Annotated in this window: 23 protein-coding genes and 2 pseudogenes; 20 read left to right on the top strand and 5 right to left on the bottom strand. The window is 70.8% G+C overall.

What is annotated here, in order from left to right:
• Positions 1 to 308: 308 nt before the first annotated feature.
• Complete coding sequence (locus ACSMXV_RS08465; RefSeq protein ID WP_473178864.1) at positions 309 to 1,091, bottom strand: TVP38/TMEM64 family protein; 783 nt, start codon at positions 1,089 to 1,091, stop codon at positions 309 to 311.
• 510 nt (positions 1,092 to 1,601) lie between these two features.
• On the opposite strand from ACSMXV_RS08465, the gene ACSMXV_RS08460 reads away from it, so the two are divergent.
• The 3 genes from ACSMXV_RS08460 to ACSMXV_RS08450 all read left to right on the top strand — a co-directional run bounded on the left by ACSMXV_RS08460 (position 1,602) and on the right by ACSMXV_RS08450 (position 4,401).
• Positions 1,602 to 1,808 carry a hypothetical protein gene (locus tag ACSMXV_RS08460; RefSeq protein ID WP_473177085.1) on the top strand — a complete coding sequence of 69 codons (207 nt, stop codon included), beginning with the start codon at positions 1,602 to 1,604 and terminating at the stop codon, positions 1,806 to 1,808.
• A 132-nt stretch (positions 1,809 to 1,940) separates the two neighbouring features.
• Positions 1,941 to 3,146 carry an elongation factor Tu gene (tuf, locus tag ACSMXV_RS08455; RefSeq protein ID WP_473177084.1) on the top strand — a complete coding sequence of 402 codons (1,206 nt, stop codon included), beginning with the start codon at positions 1,941 to 1,943 and terminating at the stop codon, positions 3,144 to 3,146.
• A gap of 409 nt (positions 3,147 to 3,555) precedes the next feature.
• On the top strand, positions 3,556 to 4,401 hold the full coding sequence (locus ACSMXV_RS08450) for a spermidine synthase (RefSeq protein WP_473177083.1): 846 nt from the start codon (positions 3,556 to 3,558) through the stop codon (positions 4,399 to 4,401).
• Here ACSMXV_RS08450 and ACSMXV_RS08445 read toward each other — a convergent pair.
• Positions 4,388 to 5,854, bottom strand: a complete 1,467-nt coding sequence (locus ACSMXV_RS08445; protein WP_473177082.1) for an MFS transporter — start codon at positions 5,852 to 5,854, stop codon at positions 4,388 to 4,390. The two genes, ACSMXV_RS08450 and ACSMXV_RS08445, sit on opposite strands and share 14 nt — an antisense overlap.
• Before the next feature lie 408 nt (positions 5,855 to 6,262).
• Here ACSMXV_RS08445 and ACSMXV_RS08440 point away from each other — a divergent pair, with 408 nt between their 5' ends.
• The 4 genes from ACSMXV_RS08440 to ACSMXV_RS08425 all read left to right on the top strand — a co-directional run bounded on the left by ACSMXV_RS08440 (position 6,263) and on the right by ACSMXV_RS08425 (position 9,336).
• Positions 6,263 to 6,715, top strand: coding sequence for a DUF4442 domain-containing protein (locus ACSMXV_RS08440; RefSeq protein WP_181867666.1), 453 nt, complete (start codon positions 6,263 to 6,265; stop codon positions 6,713 to 6,715).
• 143 nt (positions 6,716 to 6,858) lie between these two features.
• Positions 6,859 to 7,521, top strand: a complete 663-nt coding sequence (locus ACSMXV_RS08435; protein WP_473177081.1) for a DedA family protein — start codon at positions 6,859 to 6,861, stop codon at positions 7,519 to 7,521.
• A 124-nt stretch (positions 7,522 to 7,645) separates the two neighbouring features.
• Entirely contained in the window at positions 7,646 to 8,221 is a 576-nt protein-coding gene (locus ACSMXV_RS08430; protein WP_473177080.1) for a gamma carbonic anhydrase family protein, read from the top strand.
• A 170-nt stretch (positions 8,222 to 8,391) separates the two neighbouring features.
• Positions 8,392 to 9,336 carry an acyltransferase gene (locus ACSMXV_RS08425; protein WP_473177079.1) on the top strand — a complete coding sequence of 315 codons (945 nt, stop codon included), beginning with the start codon at positions 8,392 to 8,394 and terminating at the stop codon, positions 9,334 to 9,336.
• Positions 9,337 to 9,407: 71 nt separating this feature from the next.
• Here the strand turns inward: ACSMXV_RS08425 and ACSMXV_RS08420 are convergent, their stop codons facing one another.
• Positions 9,408 to 10,274, bottom strand: a complete 867-nt coding sequence (locus tag ACSMXV_RS08420) for an EamA family transporter (protein WP_473177078.1) — start codon at positions 10,272 to 10,274, stop codon at positions 9,408 to 9,410.
• Positions 10,275 to 10,366: 92 nt separating this feature from the next.
• Between ACSMXV_RS08420 and ACSMXV_RS08415 the strand changes: the two genes are divergently transcribed.
• The 3 genes from ACSMXV_RS08415 to ACSMXV_RS08405 all read left to right on the top strand — a co-directional run bounded on the left by ACSMXV_RS08415 (position 10,367) and on the right by ACSMXV_RS08405 (position 13,356).
• A complete protein-coding gene (locus ACSMXV_RS08415; RefSeq protein ID WP_473177077.1) occupies positions 10,367 to 10,939 on the top strand; it encodes a helix-turn-helix domain-containing protein in 573 nt (190 codons plus the stop codon).
• A 75-nt stretch (positions 10,940 to 11,014) separates the two neighbouring features.
• Positions 11,015 to 11,572 (top strand): YbaK/EbsC family protein, encoded by a 558-nt coding sequence (locus tag ACSMXV_RS08410; RefSeq protein ID WP_473177076.1) that lies wholly within the window; start codon positions 11,015 to 11,017, stop codon positions 11,570 to 11,572.
• A gap of 389 nt (positions 11,573 to 11,961) precedes the next feature.
• Complete coding sequence (locus ACSMXV_RS08405; protein WP_473177075.1) at positions 11,962 to 13,356, top strand: recombinase family protein; 1,395 nt, start codon at positions 11,962 to 11,964, stop codon at positions 13,354 to 13,356.
• 420 nt (positions 13,357 to 13,776) lie between these two features.
• Here the strand turns inward: ACSMXV_RS08405 and ACSMXV_RS08400 are convergent, their stop codons facing one another.
• Entirely contained in the window at positions 13,777 to 14,793 is a 1,017-nt protein-coding gene (locus ACSMXV_RS08400) for an Lrp/AsnC family transcriptional regulator (RefSeq protein ID WP_473177074.1), read from the bottom strand.
• A gap of 92 nt (positions 14,794 to 14,885) precedes the next feature.
• Between ACSMXV_RS08400 and ACSMXV_RS08395 the strand changes: the two genes are divergently transcribed.
• The 3 genes from ACSMXV_RS08395 to ACSMXV_RS08385 all read left to right on the top strand — a co-directional run bounded on the left by ACSMXV_RS08395 (position 14,886) and on the right by ACSMXV_RS08385 (position 18,322).
• Entirely contained in the window at positions 14,886 to 16,163 is a 1,278-nt protein-coding gene (locus tag ACSMXV_RS08395) for a metal-dependent hydrolase family protein (protein WP_473177073.1), read from the top strand.
• Entirely contained in the window at positions 16,160 to 17,740 is a 1,581-nt protein-coding gene (locus tag ACSMXV_RS08390) for an AbgT family transporter (protein ID WP_473177072.1), read from the top strand. Before ACSMXV_RS08395 ends, ACSMXV_RS08390 begins: the two co-directional genes overlap by 4 nt.
• A 165-nt stretch (positions 17,741 to 17,905) precedes the next feature.
• Positions 17,906 to 18,322 (top strand): hypothetical protein, encoded by a 417-nt coding sequence (locus tag ACSMXV_RS08385; RefSeq protein WP_473177071.1) that lies wholly within the window; start codon positions 17,906 to 17,908, stop codon positions 18,320 to 18,322.
• Here the strand turns inward: ACSMXV_RS08385 and ACSMXV_RS08380 are convergent.
• Complete coding sequence (locus tag ACSMXV_RS08380) at positions 18,287 to 18,763, bottom strand: transposase (RefSeq protein WP_473178863.1); 477 nt, start codon at positions 18,761 to 18,763, stop codon at positions 18,287 to 18,289. The two genes, ACSMXV_RS08385 and ACSMXV_RS08380, sit on opposite strands and share 36 nt — an antisense overlap.
• A gap of 131 nt (positions 18,764 to 18,894) precedes the next feature.
• On the opposite strand from ACSMXV_RS08380, the pseudogene ACSMXV_RS08375 reads away from it, so the two are divergent.
• From ACSMXV_RS08375 to ACSMXV_RS08345, 7 genes and pseudogenes are all read left to right on the top strand, one after another.
• Positions 18,895 to 19,176, top strand: a pseudogene (locus tag ACSMXV_RS08375) (MmgE/PrpD family protein); the annotation flags it as partial.
• 70 nt (positions 19,177 to 19,246) lie between these two features.
• A pseudogene (locus ACSMXV_RS08370) lies at positions 19,247 to 19,594 on the top strand (DUF7873 family protein); the annotation flags it as partial.
• A gap of 1,454 nt (positions 19,595 to 21,048) precedes the next feature.
• Complete coding sequence (locus ACSMXV_RS08365; RefSeq protein ID WP_473177070.1) at positions 21,049 to 21,381, top strand: hypothetical protein; 333 nt, start codon at positions 21,049 to 21,051, stop codon at positions 21,379 to 21,381.
• Positions 21,382 to 21,491: 110 nt separating this feature from the next.
• Entirely contained in the window at positions 21,492 to 21,674 is a 183-nt protein-coding gene (locus ACSMXV_RS08360; RefSeq protein WP_473177069.1) for a hypothetical protein, read from the top strand.
• A 98-nt stretch (positions 21,675 to 21,772) separates the two neighbouring features.
• Positions 21,773 to 22,501: an SPDY domain-containing protein gene (locus ACSMXV_RS08355; RefSeq protein WP_473177068.1), complete on the top strand. Its 729-nt coding sequence runs from the start codon at positions 21,773 to 21,775 to the stop codon at positions 22,499 to 22,501.
• A 109-nt stretch (positions 22,502 to 22,610) separates the two neighbouring features.
• Positions 22,611 to 22,994 carry a hypothetical protein gene (locus ACSMXV_RS08350; RefSeq protein ID WP_473177067.1) on the top strand — a complete coding sequence of 128 codons (384 nt, stop codon included), beginning with the start codon at positions 22,611 to 22,613 and terminating at the stop codon, positions 22,992 to 22,994.
• Between the two features lie 28 nt (positions 22,995 to 23,022).
• The gene (locus ACSMXV_RS08345; protein ID WP_473177066.1) at positions 23,023 to 23,502 is read left to right on the top strand and encodes a hypothetical protein; all 480 of its coding nucleotides are present in this window, start codon (positions 23,023 to 23,025) and stop codon (positions 23,500 to 23,502) included.
• The last annotated feature ends 47 nt before the right edge of the window (positions 23,503 to 23,549 follow it).

Below are 23,549 nucleotides of genomic sequence, written 5' to 3'. Positions count from 1 at the left end.
GTGGGGCTGCGGTGGGTCCGCGGCGATGGGTTCGTGGGTTGGTGGGGCTGCGGTGGGTCCGCGGCGATGGGTTCGTGCGGCGGCGGGTCAGCGGCGGGGCGTTCGCGGCGGCGGGTTCATGGCGGTGCGGGCGCGACTCGGGGGGCCTCGGCGGCGCGGGCGCCACTCGGGACGCCTCGGCGGCGCGCCATCCTTTCCTGCGGCTCAGGGCCGTCTGCGGTCAAGGCCTTCCCGCGGCTCAGGGCCTTGCTGCGGCTCAGGGCCTATTGACCTGCTGCGGCTCAGGGCCCGCCAGGGCAACGCCGCATTCAGCGCCCGCGCAGGCGATGGCGCTTGCACCACGCCACCACGGCCCCGGCCAGGCCCGTCACCGCGATGAACCCCATCGCGATCAGGAAGACGGGCGACGTCGGCGTGGAGGCGCGGGCGCCCGCCACGACGTACGCAGCCGTGTTCGGGATCGATCCGAGCGCCGTGGCGAGGAGAAACGGTGTCCAGCCCATGCGGGACACGGCCGCGCAGTAGTTCGCGGCCCAGAACGGGATGCCGGGGAAGAGCCGAGCGGCCAGCATCGACCGGAAGCCGTGCCTGCTCAGCTGACCGTCGGCGGCCTTCAGCCAGCGGGCCCTGAGCAGCGGTCGCAGCGCGTCCTGCCCCAGCACACGCCCGAGCCCGAAGGCGGCGCCGGCGCCGATCACCGTTCCCACGAGCGCGGCGCCGAGCCCCAGCTCGGAGCCGAACAGCGCGCCCGCCGCGAGGTTGAGCAGCGGCCGCGGGACGAAGGCGATGGTGCACACGCCGTACGCCACCGCGAAGACGACGACCGCGGCCGCGCCGTTCACCTTCGGCGGCCAGCCGTCGGCCAGCAACCGGTGCGGCTCGAACAGCAGCACAGTCGTCCCCGCGGCCGCGAGCAGCACCACGAGCAGGGACAGCCGCGACCACGGGGACAGCAACACCCTGACGCAGCGCGTGGTGAGGGCCACGGGGCCGGGTGCGGCCAGGGCCGTGGGCCGGGTCGGGCCGACGGGCCCGGCGGCGTCGAGGGCCGTACGTCGTGGGGTCCCGTCCCGGGAGTCCCCGGAGCCCACCGCGGCGGAGGCCGCGGCGTGAGTGGCGGCGAGAGCGGCGGGCTGGGCCTCGGCGCGGTCTGCCGGAGCCGTGGGGTCGGGCCGGGGGTCGGCGCGGTCTGCCGGAGCCGTGGGGTCGGGCCAGGTGTCGGGTGGGGTGCTGGTGACGGCGATCGGCTGGGCGGCGGCGAGGTCCACCGGGCCCGAGCCGGGCAGGCTCGACGCGCTGTCGGTCTCCAGTCGTACGGGATCACCGGCGGCCCCGCCCGCGTGGCGGGCGGTGGCGAGGCCGGCTGGTCGGTCGGCTGCGGGGTCGGGGTCGAGCATCCGGGGAGACTAACCGACCAAAGTGAGCAAACGCCGTATGGTACGTCTCATGTGCGCCACAGGATCGGGAACGCGCATCGCCGTGCCCGGCAGTGGACCCGATCCTTGCAGCAGGCACTCACATGGCGGTCGCCGGTGAACAGGAAGCGTGGCGCGGGCACGCGCCCGCGGAAATTCGGTCGACGTGCCGCTAGCGCCTGAGCGATGATCGGCGACATGTTCCGGCACGCCTTCCTCGCAGCGCCGTCCGCAGTCGCGGACGCGCCGAAGGCTGCCCTCGTCGCCACCGCCTCGGCAACTGCCGCAGTCGCGGCGGCCGTTGCCGCGGCGGCCGTTGTCACAGCAGCAGCCGCAGCTGCCGTCGTCGCAGTCGCAGCTGCCGCAGCGCCCCTCGACGGCGCCCGAAGCTGACCCTTCCCGGACAGTCCGGCGGACCCCGCAGGGGGAGGGTCGGCGAGGCCCTGGGGTCCATGTCCCAACCCGCGCACAACGCGCCGAGTCGGGGCCACCGCTTCGCGTTCCGGAGAGGAACCACAGCCAGCCATGTCCAAGACGGCATACGTACGCACCAAACCGCACCTCAACATCGGCACCATGGGCCATGTCGACCATGGCAAGACCACCCTGACCGCTGCCATCACCAAGGTGCTGGCCGAGCGCGGCACCGGCACCTTCGTGCCCTTCGACCGCATCGACCGCGCGCCCGAGGAGGCGCAGCGCGGCATCACCATCAACATCGCGCACGTCGAGTACGAGACCGACACCCGCCACTACGCGCATGTCGACATGCCCGGCCACGCCGACTACGTCAAGAACATGGTCACCGGAGCGGCCCAGCTGGACGGGGCCATCCTCGTCGTCTCCGCGCTCGACGGGATCATGCCGCAGACCGCGGAGCACGTACTGCTGGCCCGCCAGGTCGGCGTCGACCACATCGTCGTCGCCCTCAACAAGGCCGACGCGGGCGACCCCGAGCTCACCGACCTGGTCGAGCTGGAGGTCCGCGAGCTGCTTTCCGCGCACGGATACGGCGGCGAGTCCGTGCCCGTCGTGCGCGTGTCCGGCCTGCGTGCCCTGGAGGGCGACCCGCAGTGGACGGCGGCGATCGAGGCGTTGCTCGACGCCGTGGACACATATGTCCCGATGCCCGAGCGGTACGTGGACGCGCCGTTCCTGCTGCCCGTGGAGAACGTCCTCACCATCACGGGCCGCGGCACGGTCGTCACCGGCGCCGTCGAGCGGGGCACGGTGCGGGTCGGCGACCGCGTGCAGGTGCTCGGCGCGGACACCGAGACCGTGGTGACCGGCCTCGAGACCTTCGGCAAGCCCATGACGGAGGCTCAGGCCGGGGACAACGTGGCGCTGCTGCTGCGCGGTGTGCCGCGCGACGCCGTGCGCCGCGGCCACGTCGTCGCCGCGCCGGGCAGTGTCACGCCGAGCCGTCGCTTCACCGCGCAGGTGTATGTCCTGTCGGCGCGCGAGGGCGGCCGTACGACGCCTGTCACGACCGGCTACCGGCCGCAGTTCTACATCCGCACCGCGGACGTGGTCGGCGACGTCGACCTCGGCGAGACAGCGGTCGCACGCCCCGGCGACACCGTCACCATGACGGTCGAGCTGGGCCGCGATATCCCCCTCGAGCCGGGCCTCGGCTTCGCCATCCGCGAGGGCGGACGCACGGTCGGAGCCGGGACGGTCACGACGGTCGGCGACGCGGACACGGTCGCGGCCGCACCGGAGGCGGTCTGACGGCGGATGCCGGGGATCCGACGGTCCGGCGGGTGACGGGTGACGGGTGACGGGTGACGGGTGACGGGTGGCGGGGGCCGAGGGTCCGGCGGGTGACGGGGGCCGACGGTCCGGCAGGTGGCAGGGGCCGACGGTCCGGCGGGCGGAAGTCGACAGTCCGGCGGGGCGGAGTCGACCTCGGCAGTCGGGAGTCGACAGCCCGTTGGCGGGTCTCGCGGCCTGAATCGCCTCGTCGCGCGTGGCGCCCTCGCCGGTGGCGACGAGCTGGTCGTTCTCGACCTGGTCGCGCCGGCGTGATGGGCTGCGCGCCCCGAGGACGAGGCGGCGCCCCACCCGTCCGTGCGCCGGACCGCCGAGACGGCGTGCCGTAGGAGACAGCGGCGGGAGCCGGCGCGCGCACAATGGAGCCGTGGAAGAGCCGATACCCGTCACCCGCTCCGTCGACCACGGTGTCGCCAAGCTGATGCCCGACGTGGACCGGGAGCGGGCATGGCTGCTGACGGTCGACGGCGCGCCTCAGTCGTACGTGGATCTCGACGAGCCGGAGCACCTGGAGTTCGAGTACGCACAGCGGCTCGGGCACGTTCTGGACACTGCCGAGGAACCGGGCCGCCCCCTCGACGTACTGCATCTCGGCGGCGGCGCGCTCACCCTGCCCCGCTATCTCGCCGCCACCCGGCCCGGCTCACGTCAGCACGTCGTGGAAGCCGATCGCGGGCTGCTCTCGTTCGTCACCGAGCACCTTCCCCTCCCCGACGGCGCGGACATCACGGTGCACGGCGCGGACGCCCGCGCATGGCTGGAAAGCGCCCCGCCCAACTCCGTGGACATTCTGGTCGGGGACGTGTTCGGCGGGTCTCGCGTCCCGGCGCACCTCACCTCGGTCGCCTACGCGCGCGCCGCCGAGCGGGTGCTGCGGCCCGGTGGCCTCTACGCGGCGAACCTCGCCGACGGCGCTCCCTTCGCCTTCCTCCGCTCCCAACTCGCCACGTTCTCCGCGGTCTTCGAGGAGCTCGTGATGATCGCCGAGCCGGCCGTCCTGCGCGGCCGCCGCTTCGGCAACGCCGTGCTCGTCGCGTCGCACGAGCCGATCGACATCGCGGCACTGTCCCGGCGCGCCGCCGCCGACGCCTTCCCCGCACGAGTCGAACACGGGCCCGCACTGCGCGCCTTCATCGGGGATGCGACGCCGGTGCACGACGAGGACGCGGTGGCGTCGCCCGAACCACCGTCAGGCGCCTTCAGCGTGGGTTGAGCCGCGCCTCGGACGCGTCTTCCGAAGCGCGTGGGCTGAGCCGCGCTTCCGATACGTCCTCCGAAGCGCGTGGGTTGAGCCGTGCCTTGGACACGTCTTCCGAAGCGCGTGGGTTGAGCCGCGCCTCGGACACGTCCTCCGAAGCCCCGCCGGCAGCCTCGGCCCGGCCGTCGGCCACGGTCCCGGGGCCGCCCACCTGTACGACCTCCTCCGTACGCCGCCTCAGATTCCGTACGTCCGGTACGAACAGCACCGCCGCCGTGACCAGGACCACCAGAGCCGCGCAGCCCCACAGGGAAGCCGTACGGCCGAAGGCGCTCTCCGCCGGGCCCGCCAGGGCCGTGGCCAGGGGAACCATGGCGATCGAGCCGAACCAGTCGTAGGCCGAGACGCGGGACAGCTTCTCCTCGGGGATCTCCTGGTGCAGGGCCGTCATCCAGGACACGCCGAACACCTCGATGGCCACGCCGCTGAGGAACATCACCATGGCCAGCCCCGCCACGGGCAGCGGCACCGCGAGCGCCGCGGACGGCGCGGCGAGCGGGAACACGCACAGCGTGCCGGCGAGCAGAAGCCGCCGCGGCTTCCACCGCATCATCAGCAGCGCACCCGCGACCGTGCCCGCCCCGAACGCGCCGAGCGCCAGGCCCCACGGGCCCGCCCCGCCCAACTCGTCCCGGGCGACCAGCGGTCCGAAGACCGACTCGGCGGCACCCACGACCGCCACCACGACCGAGAACTGGGCGACGATCGACCACAGCCAGGGCCGTCCGATGAACTCCCGCCAGCCGTCCCGCAGATCCGCCAGCATGCCCCCACCGGGCTCGCGCGGCGGGATGTGGCTCACGTCCAGGAACGACCGCAGTGCGCCGGCCACGGCGAACGCCGCCGCGTCCACCATGAGCACCCAGCCCGGCCCGACGACCGCGACCATCGCGCCGCCGAGCGCAGCGCCGCCCAGGCCGGCCCCCTGCATCGCCATGCGGAAGAGGGCGAACGCCCGGCCGGCCTGCTCCCCGCTGACCGACGACATCAGCATGCCCTCGGCTGCCGGATTGAAGAAGGCCTGGCCGACGCCGCCGAGCCCGCTCAGGAGCATCATGTGCCACAGCTGCGGGTCCCCGGCGAGGACGAGTACCGCGAAGGCGCCCTGCGACACGAAGTTGAGGGCGTTGGCGGCGACCATCACCCGGTGCCGCGGCAGCCGGTCTGCGACGGCCCCGCCGATCAGCAGGAACACCACGAGGGGGAGGGTGCGGGCCGCCGCCACCAGACCCACGTCGCCGCCGTCGCCACCCGTGTCGAGGACCGCGAAGGCCGCCGCGATCAGCGCGCCTTGACTGCCCAGGTTCGTCACGACCGCTGCGGCTGTCAGGAGGGTGTAGTTACGGCCCGCCCAGTCGGGGCGGCGGCGGAAGCGTCTCGGGGAGGCGGAGGCGGCGGCAGTCTTCACCGGGGGACTATCGCCGCCTCCCGGCCGACTTGCCAAACCGATTTTGCGCCGATACGGAGGCACGGCCGGAGAATCTCGCCGGCCGGGCCCGGCAGACAACGCCGGATACCGTCGAGTGAACCGTCCCTGGGCTAAGCGGCCCCGGGGAAGTTCAGGCACGCCCCCACGCCGCCCGGCACGCTCCCCCACTGCCTTAAGGGCGTGGGAGGTGCCCCCACTCGCCGCACCGACCAAAGGCTCAAGTAGCTCCTCCCCCATTGCCTTAAGGGCATGGGAGGGACCCCCATCGAGGACCTTCGTCCGGCACGCCGAGAGCACGCACCGAACGACGCGGGAACGCACCCGCACTTCCCCGGCACCGCTTAGTCCCTGGTCAAAAAACCCTACCCGTGGGTAACATTCGGCTTCATGAGCGCAGACCAGATGTCGATCGGCGAGATGCTCGCCGCCACGGTGCCGATGGCCCGCACGCTGAACCTCGAGTTCCTCGAGACCACGCCGGAGAAGGCCGTGGTGGCCCTGCCGGACCAGAGCGACTACCACAACCACGTCGGCGGCCCGCACGCCGGCGCGATGTTCACGCTGGGTGAGTCCGCCAGCGGGGCGATCGTGCTCGCCGCCTTCGGGGACCAGCTCACACGGGCGGTGCCCCTCGCCGTCAGCGCCGACATCGCGTACAAGAAGCTCGCGATGGGCCGCGTGACCGCCACGGCGACCCTCGGCCGTCCGGCCGCCGACGTGATCGCCGAACTCGACGCCGGGCAGCGGCCCGAGTTCCCGGTGGCGATCGCCATCCAGCGCGAGGACGGCGCCGTCACGGGCGAGATGACCGTCGTGTGGACCCTCCGCCCCAACGGGTGAGGTCGCGGCGACGCAGGGGTGCCAGGTACCTCCCGGGACTGCGCCGCGGTCGAGTGACCGAAGCCAGCAGGTAGGCTGCCCGCACGCGCGCCCGAAAGCGGGAGCGCAAGCCGGGTCGACGCAGAGAACGGGAGGGACCGGCGTTGCACGTCCAGGAGTGGCTCGAGACCGTACCGGCGGTCAGCATTTATGCCCTGGTGGGCGTCGTCATCGGTCTGGAGAGCCTGGGCATCCCGCTGCCAGGCGAGATCATCCTCGTCTCGTCCGCGCTGCTCGCCTCCCAGCACGGTGACATCGACCCCGTCGTCCTCGGCGCCTGCGCCACCGCGGGAGCGATCATCGGTGACTCCATCGGCTACGCGATCGGCCGCAAGGGCGGACGTCCCCTGCTGACCTGGCTCGGCCGCAGGTTCCCGAAGCACTTCAGCGAGGCCAACGTCGCGACCGCCGAGCGGTCCTTCGAGAAGTGGGGCATGTGGGCCGTGTTCTTCGGCCGCTTCGTCGCCCTGCTGCGCATCTTCGCCGGCCCGCTCGCGGGCGTCCTGCGCATGCCGTACTGGAAGTTCCTGATCGCCAACGTGTTCGGCGGCATTCTCTGGGCCGGCGGCACCACCGCGGTGATCTACTACGTGGGTGTCGTCGCCGAGTCGTGGCTGAAGCGGTTCTCGTGGCTCGGTCTCGTCCTCGCCGTGGGCATCGGTCTTACGTCGATGCTGATCCTCAAGAGGAAGACGAAGAAGGCCGCGGCCGAGACGGTGCGGGCACCGGAGTCCCACGAGCCGCAGCCCGTCCCCGCCGGCGACTGACCGCGTCACCGGGACTGACCGCGCCTCACCTGCCCGTTGTGATCTTCGCCCCAGCAGACGCCCGTACCGGCACGCGTCCCATACGGTGCTCTCGGCGTGGCGTACCAGCGGTGAGGAGTCGGAAATGACAGGGCAGGCAGGCCAGGCGGGCCGAGCGGCGCAGCACCAGCAGGCGCTGATTCGCGGAGTCGGCGGGCAGGAGCCGAAGGTCGCCGCGGACGCGTTCGCCGCTCCCACGTCCGTCGTGATCGGCGACGTCGTCATGGCCGCGGGCTCGAGCGTCTGGTACCAGGCCGTGCTCCGAGGCGACGGTGGCCCCATCGTCCTCGGGGCGGACAGCAACATCCAGGACAATTCGACCGTGCACGTGGACCCGGGCTTCCCGGTCACGATCGGGGAGCGCGTGTCCGTCGGGCACAACGCGGTCCTGCATGGCTGCACGGTCGAGGACGACGTCCTCATCGGCATGGGCGCTACGGTGCTGAACGGTGCGCACATCGGCACGGGTTCGCTGGTCGCCGCGCAGGCGCTCGTATCGCAGGGCATGCAGGTGCCGCCCGGGTCGCTGGTCGCGGGCGTGCCCGCGAAGGTCAAGCGCAGCCTCACCGACGAGGAGCGCGAGGGCATCAAGCTGAACGCCGCGGTGTACGTGGAGTTGGCGAAGCGGCACCGCGAGGCGTTCTCGGAGGACGAGGGCTGAGTCCCTGCGCTGCACGACGAGGGCTGAGTGCCTGCGCTGCACGATGACGGCTGAGTCGCTGCACGCCGCCTCGCCGCCCGGTGAAGAAGGCGGTGAGGACGCGCGTCGTGGGGTGAAGATCACAGCCGATCTCCCACTGGGCCGTACCCCGCGCTGAGTACCGTGTGCGGGTGCCGAAAAGCAAGAACATGTTCTCGTCCCTGACCGCGTGGCGGCGCCGCGTCGCCCAGCGCGCCGTCCACGCGGGATGGGCGTGGGTGCAGAGGACGGGGGCCGTCACCGCCGAGCGCCCCGGCAGGCTCCGCTTCGGCGCGCTCGGGCACGGCACGAGGCTCGCCTTCCCCCAGGGAACCGTCTTCGGAGAGCCCTGGATCCATCTCGGCGACCACTGCATCATCGGCGAACAGGTCACCCTGACGGCCGGGATGATGCCCGACCTCGATCTCGGGCCCGACCCGATCCTGCGCATAGGCAACGGAGTGGTGCTCGGCCGCGGCAGCCACGTGATCGCCGACACGACGGTGACCATCGGCTCGGACTGCTACTTCGGGCCCTACGTGTACGTCACGTCCACGAACCACTCGTACGACGACCCGCACGAGCCCATCGGCAAGCAGTGGCCGCGTATGGAACCGGTCGACATCGGTCCCGGCTGCTGGATCGGGACCGGCGCGGTGATCCTGCCGGGCGCGAGGATCGGCCGCAATGTCGTGGTAGCGGCAGGCGCGGTCGTACGCGGGTCCGTCCCCGACCACGCGGTCGTGGCCGGCGCACCGGCTCGTGTCGTACGCCGCTGGGACCCGGAACGGGGCTGGCAGCCGCCGTTGCGCACCCCGGCCCCGGTGCCGATTCCGGAGGGGGTCACTCCGGAGCAGCTGCTGGCGTTGGCGGAGCTGGAGCCTGGGCTGGAGGGCGGCTCGTCCGAGGTGGCAGCGGAGCACCGGGCGTCGGAGGCGGCGGAGCACCGGTCGTCTGAGGCGGCGGAGCACCGGTCGTCTGAGGCGGCGGGGCTCGGCGGTGGTGTCCCGGAGGCCCGGCCGACCGACGCTCCACGGGAACCGCGACCGGCCGGCAGTGCGCCGGCCGCGGAGTCAGGTGGCGCACCGTCGGCTTGAGGGCCGGACGGTGGGGCGCCGGTAGCGCGGCGCCATCGGCCGCATGATCCGCTCGCCGGCAGGACCACGAATCAGCCGCTCGCCAGCAGGACCGTACCGACCAGTGCCAGGCCCGCCCCCGCCGCCTGCACGCCGCGGAGACGTTCGCTGAGGACGCCACGCGCGGCGAGAGCGGTGACGACCGGATAGAGCGAGGCGAGGACCGCGGCGACGGTGACCGGGCCGTTCTGAGCCGCGAGGGAGTACGTGCCGTTGGCCGCGACATCCGCCAGACCGACGAAGGCGAGCGCCGGGACCGCCGACCACACGGCTCCCCATCCGGCTCCCTCCGGGAGCGCCTTGCCGCCGCGCCGCACGGAGACGTACAGGGCCGCACCGCCCGCGATCACATTGGTCAGGCGCTGCACGAACAGTGCCAGGAAGAGACCGGTGAGAGTCGTCGACGCCTCGGCGATCAGCACCATCACCCCGCCGAAGCCGAAGGCCGCGACCAGGGTCAGTGCGATCGCCTGCCGCTGCACCGGCGCCCCGCGCCACTGGGGCCCGCCGGCGAGCACGACGCCGGACACGGCCACGGCGATGCCCGCGTACTGCAGGACTCCGGGCCGTTCGCCGAGGACCAGGCCGATTCCCACCGGGACGGCGACACCCAGGGTCCCGAGCGGCGAGACGACGCCCATCGGCCCCAGAGCGAGCGCCTTGTAGAAGGAGAGCATGGCGACCGGGCCGACCAGGCCCGCGCCCACGGCGAACCACAGCTGAGGACCCGCCTCGCTCCAGCCGCCGGTCGCGATCACGATCACACCGAGGACGACCGTGGCGATCGTCTGCGAGGCGACGACCACCGTGAGGGCCGGGAGGCGTCGCGTCAGCAGCCCGCCGCCGAAGTCGGCCAGCCCCCACAGGAGGCTTGTGGCCAGGGCGAAGAGTGCTGTCATGGTCGACCTCGCAGTACAGTGCAGTGAACATCGGGTGCACCACACCGTAGTTCATTAGATTGAACTCTGTCATCCAGGATATTGGACGGAACGTGTCGGATCTCGACCTGCTGACTCAGTCACTGGCGCGCAACGTCAAGCGCTGTCGCAGCGAGCGCGGCTTCACCCTCGATGCCCTCGCCGCCCGCGCCGGAGTCAGCCGCGGCATGCTCATCCAGATCGAGCAGGCCCGCACCAACCCCAGCCTCGGCACCGTCGTCAAGATCGGGGACGCCCTCGGGGTGAGCATCACCACCCTCCTCGACTACGAGCAGGGACCCAAGGTGCGGATCGTCCCGCCCGAGCAGGCGGTGCGGATGTGGCACACCGAGGCGGGCAGCTTCAACCGGCTGCTGGCCGGTATGGAAGCGCCGGGTCCGCTGGAGATGTGGCAGTGGCGGCTGATGCCGGGGGATGCCAGCAGCTCCGATCCGCACCCGGTCGGCACCGTCGAGCTGATCCATGTGACGGCGGGTGAGCTCACCCTCGTCGTGGACGGCACGGAGTACCCCGTACCGGCGGGCACCAGCGCGTCCTTCGAGGCGAGCACCCCGCACGCGTACCGCAACGACGGAGGGGAGCCCCTGGAGATGACCATGACGGTCTCGGTGCCGCCTGTGCGCTGAGGCGGTTGCGGGTTCGCTTCGAGGCACTGCTTCGGCGTCGGTCGCCGCCGCGGCTGCGGCTGTTAGCGTGCGGCTATGCGTGCACCCATCGGAAACTTCGACGACGTCCGGACCGCTCCCGACTGCCTGGACCTGCTGACCGCACCCGTCGCAGAGGCCGTACGCCACTGGCGCGGCACCGTGCCCGCAGAACAACTGCTCTACGTCGACAGCGACCCGGCCGTCGCCGACACGGCCGTTTTCGTCGAGCACTACGGCCCCGACCTGCTGGAGACGTCGGCGAACTGCGTGGTGGTGGCCGGCAAGCGCGCGGGCGAGACCAGCCTTGCCGCCTGTCTCGTACTCTCCCGCACCCGCGTCGACGTCAACGGCGCCGTGCGCCGCCAACTCGGCGCCCGCAAGGCATCCTTCGCACCCATGGAGACCGCGACCGGCGAGACGGGCATGGAGTACGGCGGCATCACCCCGATCGGCCTGCCCGCCGACTGGCCGCTTCTGGTCGACGCGGCGGTCGTGGACCTGCCGCACGTCCTCATCGGCAGCGGCAGCCGCCGCGGCAAGCTCATCGTGCCGGGCAAGGTGTTCGCTGAGCTTCCGGGCGCGGTGGTGCTCGAGGGCCTCGGCGTCGGCTGAGCCCCGAGTGGCAGAACGGGCGGTCCTCGGCCGGGCCGCGACCTGAGCAGGGCCGCGACGTCAGCCTGGCGAGGACGTCAGCCGAGCCGTGGAATCTCGATGGCGGGGCAGTGCGGGTATATATCCCCATGTCGCTTAGCGTGCAGAGACCACGAACGGTAAGGGCCGGTGGATGAAGCGGGCAGACCTGACAGCTCTCAAGGCTCTGGGATTCGAAAATGAAGAACTCGTCGAACTGGAACTGGATCGCCCGGTGGGTGGGGATCCGGACCGCCTCGTCGACGCCTACATCCGTCGTTCCAAGAAGCGAGAAGACCTGACGACTCTCCGGGCCCACCTGAGGGACATCGTGCGCTGGTGCCGCACCGAAGGGGCTCGCACTTCGGCACGTGTGGTTCGAACAACGCAGCGCGAGCAAGATTCATGTGCGCCGGGACGAGTTCGAGAAGGCGAAGGAAGCAGTCCTGTCTGGTCGGTCCAGGACCCTCGCGGTTTGGAAGACCGATCGACTGGACCGGCGCGGCATGGGCGCTGTCGGGTCCCTGCTCGACGCCCTGGACCTTCGCCGCTCCCGTCTCGTTTCCGTTTCGGAGGGACTGGACAGCTCCAAGGGTGGGCGAATCGTCTTCGCCTTCCTCTCTGAGCGTGCCCGTGACGAGGCGAAGGACATCGCGGAACGAGTCCAGATCGGGCTGGACTCGCACCGCATCCTTGGCCGCGCACCCGGCGGACGACCTCCCTTCGGGGTCAAGAGCCTGGGTGATGGCAAGGTCGGCCCTGATCCCCATGAGTACCCGACTGCCCGTCGCATCGCCGATGCGCTTCTGAAAGGGGAGGCCTGCACCACATTGGCGCACCGCCTGACAGATGAAGGGCTCACGACGCGCACCGGGCGTCACTGGTCCGCGAACGCGATCAGCCGCATGGCACAGTCTCCTCTGTGGGCCGGCATCGTGCCCCACCGGGAGCGGAAGACCGATGAGTTCGGCAACCCGATCGAGAAGTGGGTCTGGAAGGCAGAGCCATTGATCGGGTCGGATGGCCACCCGGTCTCCTGCGGCACCGGCGTCGTCTCCCTCACCGAGTGGTACGCGATTCGAAGCCGATTCGCTTCTCGCACGGTCCAGGGCATGCGAGGTGGCCACGGCGCGAAACTCCCAGGCAAGCTCTTGACGGGCATCCTGCGCTGCCCTCGCTGCATGGTGGGCATGGTGTCCGGAGGCGAGTCGTATCGGTGCAGGACCCGAATGGAGGGCGGTACTGCCGCATGCCTCGGCGTACGTACGAAGGTTGATCGAGTCGACCAAGTAGTGGCGGGTGCTTGGATCCGGCGCGTGTCCGCCATGGAGCCGGATACCCCGGTTCTGCATGAGATCGCTCGCCGATGGCTCCGCTACCAGGATCCGGAACAGGACGAGAGACGACGCCAGGTGTCGGCGGCACTGGAAGACGCCGAGCGCAGAGCCTCCGCTCTCGACGACGCCTACTACGTACACGGTCGAATGAAGGCCGATCGGTACGAACGGCTTTCGGCTGCACTGATGGACCAGACACGTGCAATGCGAGCAGAGTTGACGGAGCTCAATCGCCAGTCGGACCTGACGCCACTGCTCGATGGCGAACTCCTAAGCGAAGCGTGGCAGGGCGCGCCGCTCGCGGACAGGCGCATGCTGCTGCGCTGCGCGCTCAACAAGGTGACGCTGATCCAGGCCAAGTGCCAGGGCGACCGCACGCCGATGCTGGACCGGCTCGAGTTCGACTGGGTGGAGGCTGAGCATGACTGACTTCGGATTCGCGTCGGCGGTTTTGGAACGACCCGGACCTGAAGCCGAATCAACGTTTAGGCGGTCTGGCTGCGAGCGGCTGTGCATCTGAGCCCTGAAACACAACGCGCGGGGTTGTGGTGCACGGCGCGTTCGGATCGGCAGGTTGTCACGCGTCCGCGCTGCTGGTGATTGCGAGTTCCGGCTACGGGATAGGGCAGTGCCGGGGCTCGGGATCTACCGTGAACCTGCATCAACTGATGTGGGCGGAGTTCGGGCCCGCGGGCCGCAGTTTGCGTTCAGTACGCGTTCCGTCGTCCGGGGCGGCGCTCACCAGCAGCGCAGCCTCCAATCACGAGAGCCGGGGGTTCACGACCGGGGCCGGGACACTGTTGATCCCCGTGGCGCAGCCGCCGCGTTGCTCAGCGCGCATGACTGTGGTCAGTCCCAGTAGTTGAGGGGTGCGACGCCGACGCTCCGGCCGCTGCGGTCGAGGATCCGGCCGACGTGCTTGACGGTTCGCAGCACGATCGCCCGTTCCGTGATGCGCAGTTGGTGGCGGGCAAGCTGGCTCTCCAGGTGGGCCTCCAGAGCGTGCACGTCTGCGAGGGTGCGTAGCCACAGGTCGAGGATGAGGTTGTTCGGGCCCGAGGTCACGCTGCACATGCGCAGCTCGGGGAGGGTGCGCAGGGCGGCGACGGTGTCGTCGAGGTGGCGGGCGGGCACGGAGGCGAAGCAGACCACGGATACGGGGAAGCCGGTGAGCGGCCGGGCCAGTGCGCAGCGTAGAGAGAGGCGTCGGTTGCCGAGGAGGGCCTTCAGCCGGCGGCGCGCGGTGGCTGGGCTGGTGCCGGCTTCGGCGGCGAGTTCACCAAGCGGCATCCGCCCGTCCCGTCCGAGCGCGAGTGCGAGCCTGCGGTCTACGGGCCGCAGTGGTTCGTCGGGGGCGTCCTCGCGGGGTGCGGTGAGGGCCTCCCGCTGGGCCCGGTTGAGGTTTGCCAGCCTCCACTGGGCGCCCTCGAAGGGCGCAGCGGTGATCACGTGGACGCGGGTGGTGCGGATGCCGGGGAGGCGGGACATGCGTGCGCCGACCAGGCGAGAGAGGTCGTCGAGGTCGGCGGCGCCGACGATGGCGAGCAGGTCCCGGCTCCCTGAGGTGTGCTTCAGGCTCAGGATGCGGCTGTCGCGGGCCAGTCGGTCCAGGGTGTCCTCGCGCATGAGGCCGCCCATGTCGATCTCGACCTGGGCGTAGACGCCGTCGTCGCGGCCCGGTGAGAGGTAGCCGTCGACCCAGGCGGTGCCGGCGCGCTGCAGGCGGGCCCAGCGGCGGGCGGCGGTGACCGGGTCGATACCGAGGACCTCGCCGAGCCGGGACCAGGGCACGCGGGGCTGTATCTGCAGTGCGTGCACGATGGCTAGATCCAGCTCGTCGGGGTGGGGCGTTTCCTGCGTCTCCATGAGGGTGTCGGAATCCTGCAATCTTTGGCTTGGCACGATTGATTCCGGCGATTTTACGGCGGTGTAATCGCGGATCTCGAAGGTCCTCGGCCATGAACCCTGTACTGCCTCCTGTGGCCCCTCTGCCCGCCTCCGCCTCGCTCCGGCTGGTCGGCGCCCGGCTGATCGACGGAACGGGTGCCGCGCCGGTGGCGGACGCGGTGATCGACGTCGACGACCGCGGTTTGATCGTCTACGCAGGCCCGGCCGCCGCCGCGCCCCCAGCGCCCGCCCGCGTCCGCACCGTCGACGTCGCGGGCCGTACCGTGCTGCCCGGCTTCGTCGACGCGCATGTCCATCTCGGTGTCGAGTCCCCGCGGCACATGGTGCGCCGCTATGCCGAGGATTCGACGCTGGAGGTGTTCCGCTCGGCGGGCCGGCTGCGCGCCACCCTCGATGCCGGTGTCACCACTGCCCGGGACCTCGGCGGGCTGCCGTCCGGTTTCCGCGAGGCCGTCGCACACGGCCTGACCGCGGGTCCGCGGCTGCACACGGCGGTGCGGATCCTCAGCCACACCGGCGGGCACGCCGACTTCCACACCGACTGCGGTTTCGATCCCACTGCCGGGGTGGGCGAGGTCGCCGACACGCCGGACGAGGTGCGCACAGCGGTGCGGCGGCTGCTGCGGGCGGGTGCCGACGTCATCAAGGTGTGTGCGACGGGCGGCATGTCCAGCCCGTACGACCAGCCCGACGACGAGGGCTTGACGGTCGACGAGATCCGCGCCGTCGTCGAGGAGGTGGACCGGCACGGCGGTCGCCCGGTCGCCGCGCACGCCCAGGGCGCTGCGGGGATCCTCAACGCGATCGAGGGCGGCGTCACCAGCGTCGAGCACGGCTACGGGATGACCTCCCAGGCCCGCGAACTGGCCGGGGAGCGCGGGGTGTTCCTCGTACCGACGCTGTCCACGCTGTTCGACGGCATCGACAAGGCGACCATGGAGCCCTTCCACTACGAGAAGAAGCTCCGCTGGTCGGACATCACCCGCACGAACATCTCCGCGGCCATCGCCGACGGCCTCCGGATCGCCATGGGCACCGACTCGGCGATGGTCCCGCACGGCCGCAACCTGCGCGAGCTGGTGCACCTGACGACGCTGGGCATGACCCCGCTGCAGGCGATCACCGCGGGCACCCGCACCTCCGCCGAACTCCTCGGCCTGGACGGGGAGATCGGCACCCTCGAGGCTGGCAAGCACGCCGACCTGGTGGTGTGCGACGGCGACCCGCTCGCCGACATCTCCGTGCTCGCGGACCCGGCGAACGTCGTACTCGTGGCGCAGCGCGGAGCGGTGCGCAAGGACTCTCTCGGACTGGGGGCGGACAAGTGAGCACGGACACGAGAACCGACGCAGGCGAGCTCGGCGGCACCACCCTGCTCGACAAGGTGCTGGGCGGCATCGAACGCGCGGGCAACAAGCTCCCGCACCCGGTCCTGCTGTTCCTCGGCCTCTTCGCCGTCCTCGGCGCCGTCTCCACCGTGCTGGCCGCGGCCGACGTCACGGTGACCGTGCCCGGCGACGACGAAGTCTTGCCCGTCAAGGGGCTGTTCACCGGCGAGGGCGTGACCTGGCTGCTGGAGAACTTCATCCCGAACTTCACCGGCTTCCCCTCGCTCGGCACCGTCCTGCTGATGATGGCGGCGGTCGGTGTCGCCGAGCGCACGGGCCTGCTGGAGACGGCGGTCCGCGCCTCGATCGGCCGGGCCCCGAAGGCGTTGCTGCCCTACCTGGTGGCTTTCGTCGCCGCCCAGGGGCACATGATGAGCGACGTCGCGATCCTCATCATCCCGCCGCTGGCGGCTCTCGTCTTCAAGGGGGCGGGCCGCAACCCCATCGCGGGTCTCGTCGGCGGCTTCGCCTGCGTGTGCGCGGGCTACGCGGCCGGCTTCTCGATCGGCGCCCTCGACGCGCTGTACACGGGCATCACGGAGAAGGCCGCTGCCGTACTGCCCGGCGGCGAGGACGCCCCCACACACATTCTCATCAACTACTTCTACACAGCCACCGCGAGCGTCATCCTCGCCCTCATCGGCGGCTTCCTGATCGCACGGGTGCTGGAGCCTCGCATGCCGACGCCGGTGGACACGGCGGCACACGGCGACGGCGCCACAACCGACGGCGCATACCAGCCCACGCTGGAGGTCACGCCCATCCAGCGCAAGGGCCTGCTACTCGCCGGCCTGACGGTAGCGGTGTACGCGGCCGTGGTCGTCGCCTGCTGGCTGCTGCCCGGTTCCGTGCTGCGCGGCGAGGGCGGCGCCCTGGTCCCGTCCCCCGTGCTGAGCGGCATCGTCCCGCTCCTGTTCGTCGCCTTCCTGCTCGCGGGCATCGTCTACGGGCGGGTCACGGGAGCCGTACGGCAGGCCGGGGACGTGCCGGCGATGATGGCCGAATCGATCACGGGCATGTCCTCGTACATCGTGCTGATCCTGGTGATCGCCCAGGTCATCGGAGTCTTCGACTGGTCGAACGTCGGCACGCTGCTGGCGGTGAAGGGCGCCGCGCTCCTGGAATCGGCGGGCCTGACCGGCTTCGTCGGCCTGACCGTCTTCGTCCTGCTGGTCTGCGTCCTGAACCTGTTCGTGACGTCGGGCTCGGCCCTGTGGTCGCTGGTCGCCCCGGTCTTCGTCCCCGCGTTCATGCTCCTCGGCCTCGAACCGGCTGTGACGCAGGCCGCTTTCCGCATCGGCGACTCGGCCACCCAGATGATCACGCCGCTGAACCCCTACGTCTTCCTGATGCTGACCATCCTCCGCCGCTACGAACCAGACGCCCGCCTGGGCACGGTCCTCTCCCGCCTGTCCATCTTCGTCGTCCCGTTCCTGCTCGCCTGGCTGATCGCCCTGGCCCTCTTCTACGGCCTCGACCTGCCGCTCGGTCCTGGAGCGGACATCACAAGGGGCTGACGCGCCAAGCGAACAGCTCCGGCGGCACAGCCGCCCCGCTCCGCGCAACCACCACGCCCCGCGCCCCGGCCCAGAAGATGCTGTTGGCGAATTGAGTCCGATCTTGGTGTGAGCCCACGCTCACTCCGAGATCGGGCTGCTTCAGGCACGTGCGGGGCTGCGAAGATGCGCTTCGTGGTTACGGATGCAGAGTGGGAGGCAATCCGGGGGAATCTGCGCTTCGGGCAGGTCTTCCGGGGCACCGTCGTGAAGGTGCCCAGACCTGGGACAATCGGGTTCTTCGTGGACATCGGATTGGACGTCGGCGGCTTCGTTGACGTCCTGCTGTTGCCGGAGCAGGAAAAGCGCTGGCCCGTTGAAGGCACGGTCGCTGATTTCGAGGTCTGGTGGGCGGATGGCCGTCAGCAGGTCCGGCTGAAGCCGTCCCATCCGCGGTATCTGCGGGAGGACTTCGCGGACTTCGTGGCGCTTGTCAGGCCCAGTTGGCCGTCCGATATCGGCTGCCCTGTTCGCGCCCTCGGGCCTGTCGGGCCGGATGAGCGTGCCTCACTGCCCGATCGGCAGAATTGCCGCGAAGCGTGAGACGCGGGTGCGGGCACGGGGCGCTTGGGTGAGGTGGGCGTAGATACGGGCGAGGTTGATCGCGGCGCCCGTGAGCTGGTGCTGGAGGCTCGTCTTGGCCAGGCCGCGGTAGCGGGATCTGCGCAGGCCGCAGCGTTGGACGCCTTGGGCGATGGTGCCGTCGACGCCAGCTCGGATCTTGTAGCGCTCTTTCCACTCGTCGGTCTTCTGGAGGCCACGAGTCTGCTGGAGGGTGTCGTACTCGTCGCGTGGCCGCAGGGTGAGCTGTCGACGCTGGGCCGTCGGCGTGCTGAGGCAGTCGCTCCGGCGTGGACAGGGACGACAATCCAGCACCGAGAAGGCGACCCGGATGACGGGCATGCGTCGCTGTGAGCTGTGCACGGCCCAGGCTTTGCTGGTCCGGCCGTTCGGGCAGGTGGCGTGCTGGTTGTCCCGGTCGATGGTGAAGGCGGCGTCCTGGCCCCAGGCGCCGTCACCACGCGCGGACTGGACACTGTTGACCGCCTGAAGCGGGCCGTGCAGCTCGACGCCGTAGTCGCGGCGGGCTCGCGGCCGTCATCCTCGGGGGCGACGTGGCCGCCCGGATCTCGGTGTCGAACCGCTTTGATTTCGACAAGAACTTCGAGGTGTGCGGCACCTCCAACGCCTTCGGCGCCACCGCGGTCGCGGGTCGGCTCATGGGCCTGGACCGGGCGACACTGAAGAACGCGTTCGGCATCCTGCTCAACCTGATGGCCGGCTCGTTCCAGGGCATCTGGGACGGGGTCCACTCCTTCAAGCTGCCCGGTGCCATGGCCGCGTTCAACGGGGTCATGGCGTGCCAGCTCGCGCAGCGCGGGTTCGGCGGCGTGCACGACGCGCTGGAGAGCCGGCTCGGGTACTTCACGCTGTACGCCCAAGAGCCCTCGCCCGAGAGCGCGGCGGCCGATCTACGATGCTGCCGAGTCCTGGTCCCACGACCCGTCCACGGACTGGTGGAAGACGGACCCGGTCCGCACGATCCGCACGAAGAAGGTCCCGCGCAACCACGTCAAGGCGGAGGCGACCGACAAGCACCCGGCGCAGGTCGAGGTGTACTACGAGGACGTGCCCATCGGGTATTGGACGACCGTGAAGTTCTCCGGGGCGCTTCCGGCGCGGCGGGTCAATGAACTGGTGGAGCGGGTCGAGAAGCTCCAGCAGGCCGTGAAGTTCGCCCGCGAGGAGGCCAACGGTGCAGAGGTCACCGACCAGCAGGTCGGCGACGGGGTGTTCGGCTATCTGTTTGGCTGACGCCGGCCACGGGTAGCATCCACGATCGCCCCCGCGTGCGAGCGCGGGGGTGCGCAACAGGCGCGGGCCGGATTGAGGACCGGTTCGCGCGATGAGCGCAAGCTGACACTGAAGTTCAGCCTGAAGAAGCGGTGACAGTGAAGGTTTGAGTCCTTCCCCCGGCATCACGACACCCCATCCGGGCCGGGGTAGCCCAACATGGCAGAGGCAGCCGCGATCAATCTCAGACTCTCGCTCCAGTCTCAGCATTGCCGCCGATCGCCGGATCGACCGAGGCCGGACGAACGCCGTCGGATGCGAGTTCGACTCTCGCCTGCACCTCTTGCGCGGTGCGGTAGTTCAAAGGAAGAACACGACGGCATGATGACTGATCCGTCCTCTTAAACGCCGCCGGCGTGCGCAATTGGGTGGCATCCCCAGGGGCCCGGGAGCTGGATATGACTCCCGGGCTCCGCCACGTTCCGGCTGCGCCGGGCAGGGCGCTTCGTCAGCACCAACGGACGGGGGCAGTTCCAGTCGCCCTCGCTGGACGAGCCGCCCCCGGAACTGCCCGAGCTGACTGGCAGGCCGTTCGGGAAGGTGCTGTTCCGGTTCCGGTCGCCGGGGAACGGGCCGCGGCTGTGGGGACTTCCAGAGATCCTCATCAGAGTGCCTCCCACCCGTCCCAACTGCCGTCCAGCCACGGGGATCCGCCCCACCGTCCTGCTTGCACGAGAGCACCCACCCCCCCCACATAGGTGCAGGTCATGGCCCGATCTGCCACTGCAGACCGGGCCGGCCTGCATATCGGTACATGCCCGTGTCCCGATCTGCTCACCGCAGCGGCCGGCCCCGTCCACCTCGCCTACCGGAACGTGCGTGGTGATCCTCAGCCCGTGGCGTGTCCGTCTTGTAGACCCTTCCTTTCGACAAGCCTTCACCCCCGTGGCAGCGGGCCCTGCCAGGCGCGTTGTCATGCGTTCACGAGTGAGGCGCGGCGTGCGCCTCGGCGCAGCCGAGGGTGCCGCCGCGCCGGGGGCCGCGCCGGGGGCCGCGCCGGGGGCCGCGCCGGGGGCCGCGCCGGGGGCCGCGCCGGGGGCCGCGCCGGGGGCCGCGCCGGGGGCCGCGCCGGGGGCCGCGCCGGGGGCCGCGCCGGGGGCCGCGCCGGGGGCCGCGCCGGGGGCCGCGCCGGGGGCCGCGCCGGGGGCCGCGCCGGGGGCCGCGCCGGGGGCCGCGCCGGGGGCCGCGCCGGGGGCCGCGCCGGGGGCCGCCAAGCGGTACCGGCGCGCCCAACGACCGACATGCCTTGCGAAACGTCGTGGTCCGCACCTCGCACGATACAAAGCGTCGAGCATTCCCAGAATCCTCTGAATTCACGTCGTCAATTCGCGAGAATTCCAGCATTATCAAGCCGCAATTCCGCTTCTCGACCTTAGCGATGCGAGCTATATTTAAATTGTTCCCGAAAGGTGGGAATGGAAGGCGCGAATGGTGACACGTTCGAAAGGAGAGGCGTCGACGTGTGTAGCCGCGTACTGAATGCAGTAGAGCTGCGCCAGGATGACGCGCTGAACTGGATCGAATTTGAAACGGTGTGTCGCGAGGAATGGGTGGATCTCGGATTCGGTGAATTCGGGAACCCGGTGAAAATTGCCGGGACGCTGATGGGGGTCGAGAACGGCATGACCGCGGGTCGCGCATGGTCTCGGGTCAGGGTGAAGGCAACCGCCCCTGCCACCCGTCAGTGCACCGAGATCGTCTCGGTTCTCGGCGCGCACCGCACGGTCACCCTGACCGATCTCGACTGATCGCCCCACGGCCCGCGGCACTCTCCCCGGGGCCGCCGCCATGCCACCACACCACACCCCACCTACCACGGCCTGCTCTTGCAGCGCCTGCACCGAGATAGGGGCTTGCCATGGATCCGAACATCGTGCTGCGTGCACTGCGCGCCCTCATCGCCCGTATCGACGAGATCTACGCCAGTCCGGACGCCGACTGGTACGACGAACTGATCGAGGCACTCGAAGGGTTCGAAGCCTTGGACGGCTGGATCACCCGCGGCGGAGCCCTTCCCGAGGCATGGTCCGCTCGCCGCTGAGACCCCCTGACACGACGGGGCGGCCGAGCTCGGCTCGGGGCCTCGTGGCACGAACCCCCTCCCGAATTCTCCTTATTCACTGAAAGGAGTGCTGCGCCATGCCCGAAACCGCCCGCTCCACCGCCCCCACCACGGCTGAGATCCCGGTGCACCCGCGCTATCTGGCCGGAAGCAACTGGTGCGGCGACGCCGCCTTCGCCCCGCTAACCGCACCAGCCTGGCACACCGGGGACGACGAGTACGGGAACTACCACGCCTCCGCCGAAGCGGGCCGCCTGTATGTGGGTTTCGTACCGGAGTTCTGCGAGTTCATTCAGCCGCGAGGGTTGTGGCACATCGAGGCCCGCCCCTACCGCTGCGCACCGCCCGCCTGGACCGCGGCGATGAGCGATCACGTCCCACCCGAGATCATCGCCGCCTTCACCACCGCCCTGGCCGCGGATGCGGACATCGGCGGCGACCGGCCGCCGTACCTCCATCGCAACGACCACCCGGACGCGGTGTGGAGGCCCCTGAGCGCCGCCGGTTGGGAGGTGAAGGGGGACGGCTTCGGCGCCCGTGCGACCGCTCCCGACCAACGGGCGTCGGTTGCCTACATCCCACCGCAGCCCGGCTACCGGCTGGCCGTGATGCGTGAGCAGGCCTGGGTGATCGAGGTCCACATCAGCGGCAGCGGCGGAACGCCGTGGTGGTGGGCGGAGTTCCACGCCGCCACCCCGGCCCACCTGATCGCCGCCTTCACCACCGCGCTCGCCGACCCGGGCCCGATCTGGCGCGAGCCGCAGATCCTTCCGCGCCAGGTCCGCCATCTCATCACCACCTGCTGATCGCGAATCGGATGCCGCCCGGCACCACGGGGCCGCAGCGGCAACCACCGCCCCAACACCGGCCATGAGCATCCACACCCGCCCCCGACTCGCGAAAGGCGGCACCGCCATGAGCAGCAGGTCCTACGCCCCCGACGACTGGCTGGGCACCCGGCTGGCCCGCGAACTCCTCGACATCCCCGAGCCGTACAGCCACCTGCTCCACGCACACGAGAGCCGCGACGACCCGCTCCTCAAGCTCGCGCACATCACCATCACCACGATCGCCGAACTGGACGCGCTCGATGAGCAAGCCGAACAGCTCCGCCAGCAGCTCGTCCATCGCGCCGAACACGGCAGCCGGTACACCGACGGGCCCTACAACGACGCGGAATCCGCCCACTCGCTCGCACACCGCCTGGAATCAGCCTGCGCCGCCCGCAACCTGACCACCACCTTCCTGCGCCGCCTCCTCATCGCCTACCAGACCGCCACCGCTCCCCAACCCCGCTGACCCTCACCCTGAGAAGGAGCCGACCACCATGGCATCGCTCGCCGAACGCGCCCACGCCTCCGCCGTGTTCATCCGTCACACCACCGCCACCAGCCCGCACGGCATCTACCGGGGCGAGGAACACGCCCGCATCGCCGTACGCCTGGCCGCCGCCCTCGGACTCGGCCTGGACCAGATCACCACCGCCCCGGACTGGCTGCGACGTCGCACCACCCCGGGCGAGCCGGTCCTGGCCACCGCCACCTGCCCCGACACCGGTGAGAAATACACCTTCCTCGCCCGCTTCCCCATCTACGACGACGAGGCCTTCGAACTTCTCGGGCGCTGCCCCGAATGCGCGGGCCAGGTCCCGCTCGCCTCCATCCGGCACCTGGCCGACCTCGGCAGCTACCTCGCCCAAGGCCCCACCCCGCTCGGCGAGGAGGCCCGGATGCCGGACAGCTACCCCGACACCTTCGCCGACGACGAAGGCCACACAGCTCACTGCCGCTACGGCGGCATCGCATAGCACCTGCCCCGGCTCCCGGTGCGAGGGCGCGCAGCCTCCACTCGGCC

Source organism: Streptomyces sp. DSM 42067 (assembly GCF_055792885.1).
This window is presented reverse-complemented; position numbering and strand designations above follow the sequence as displayed.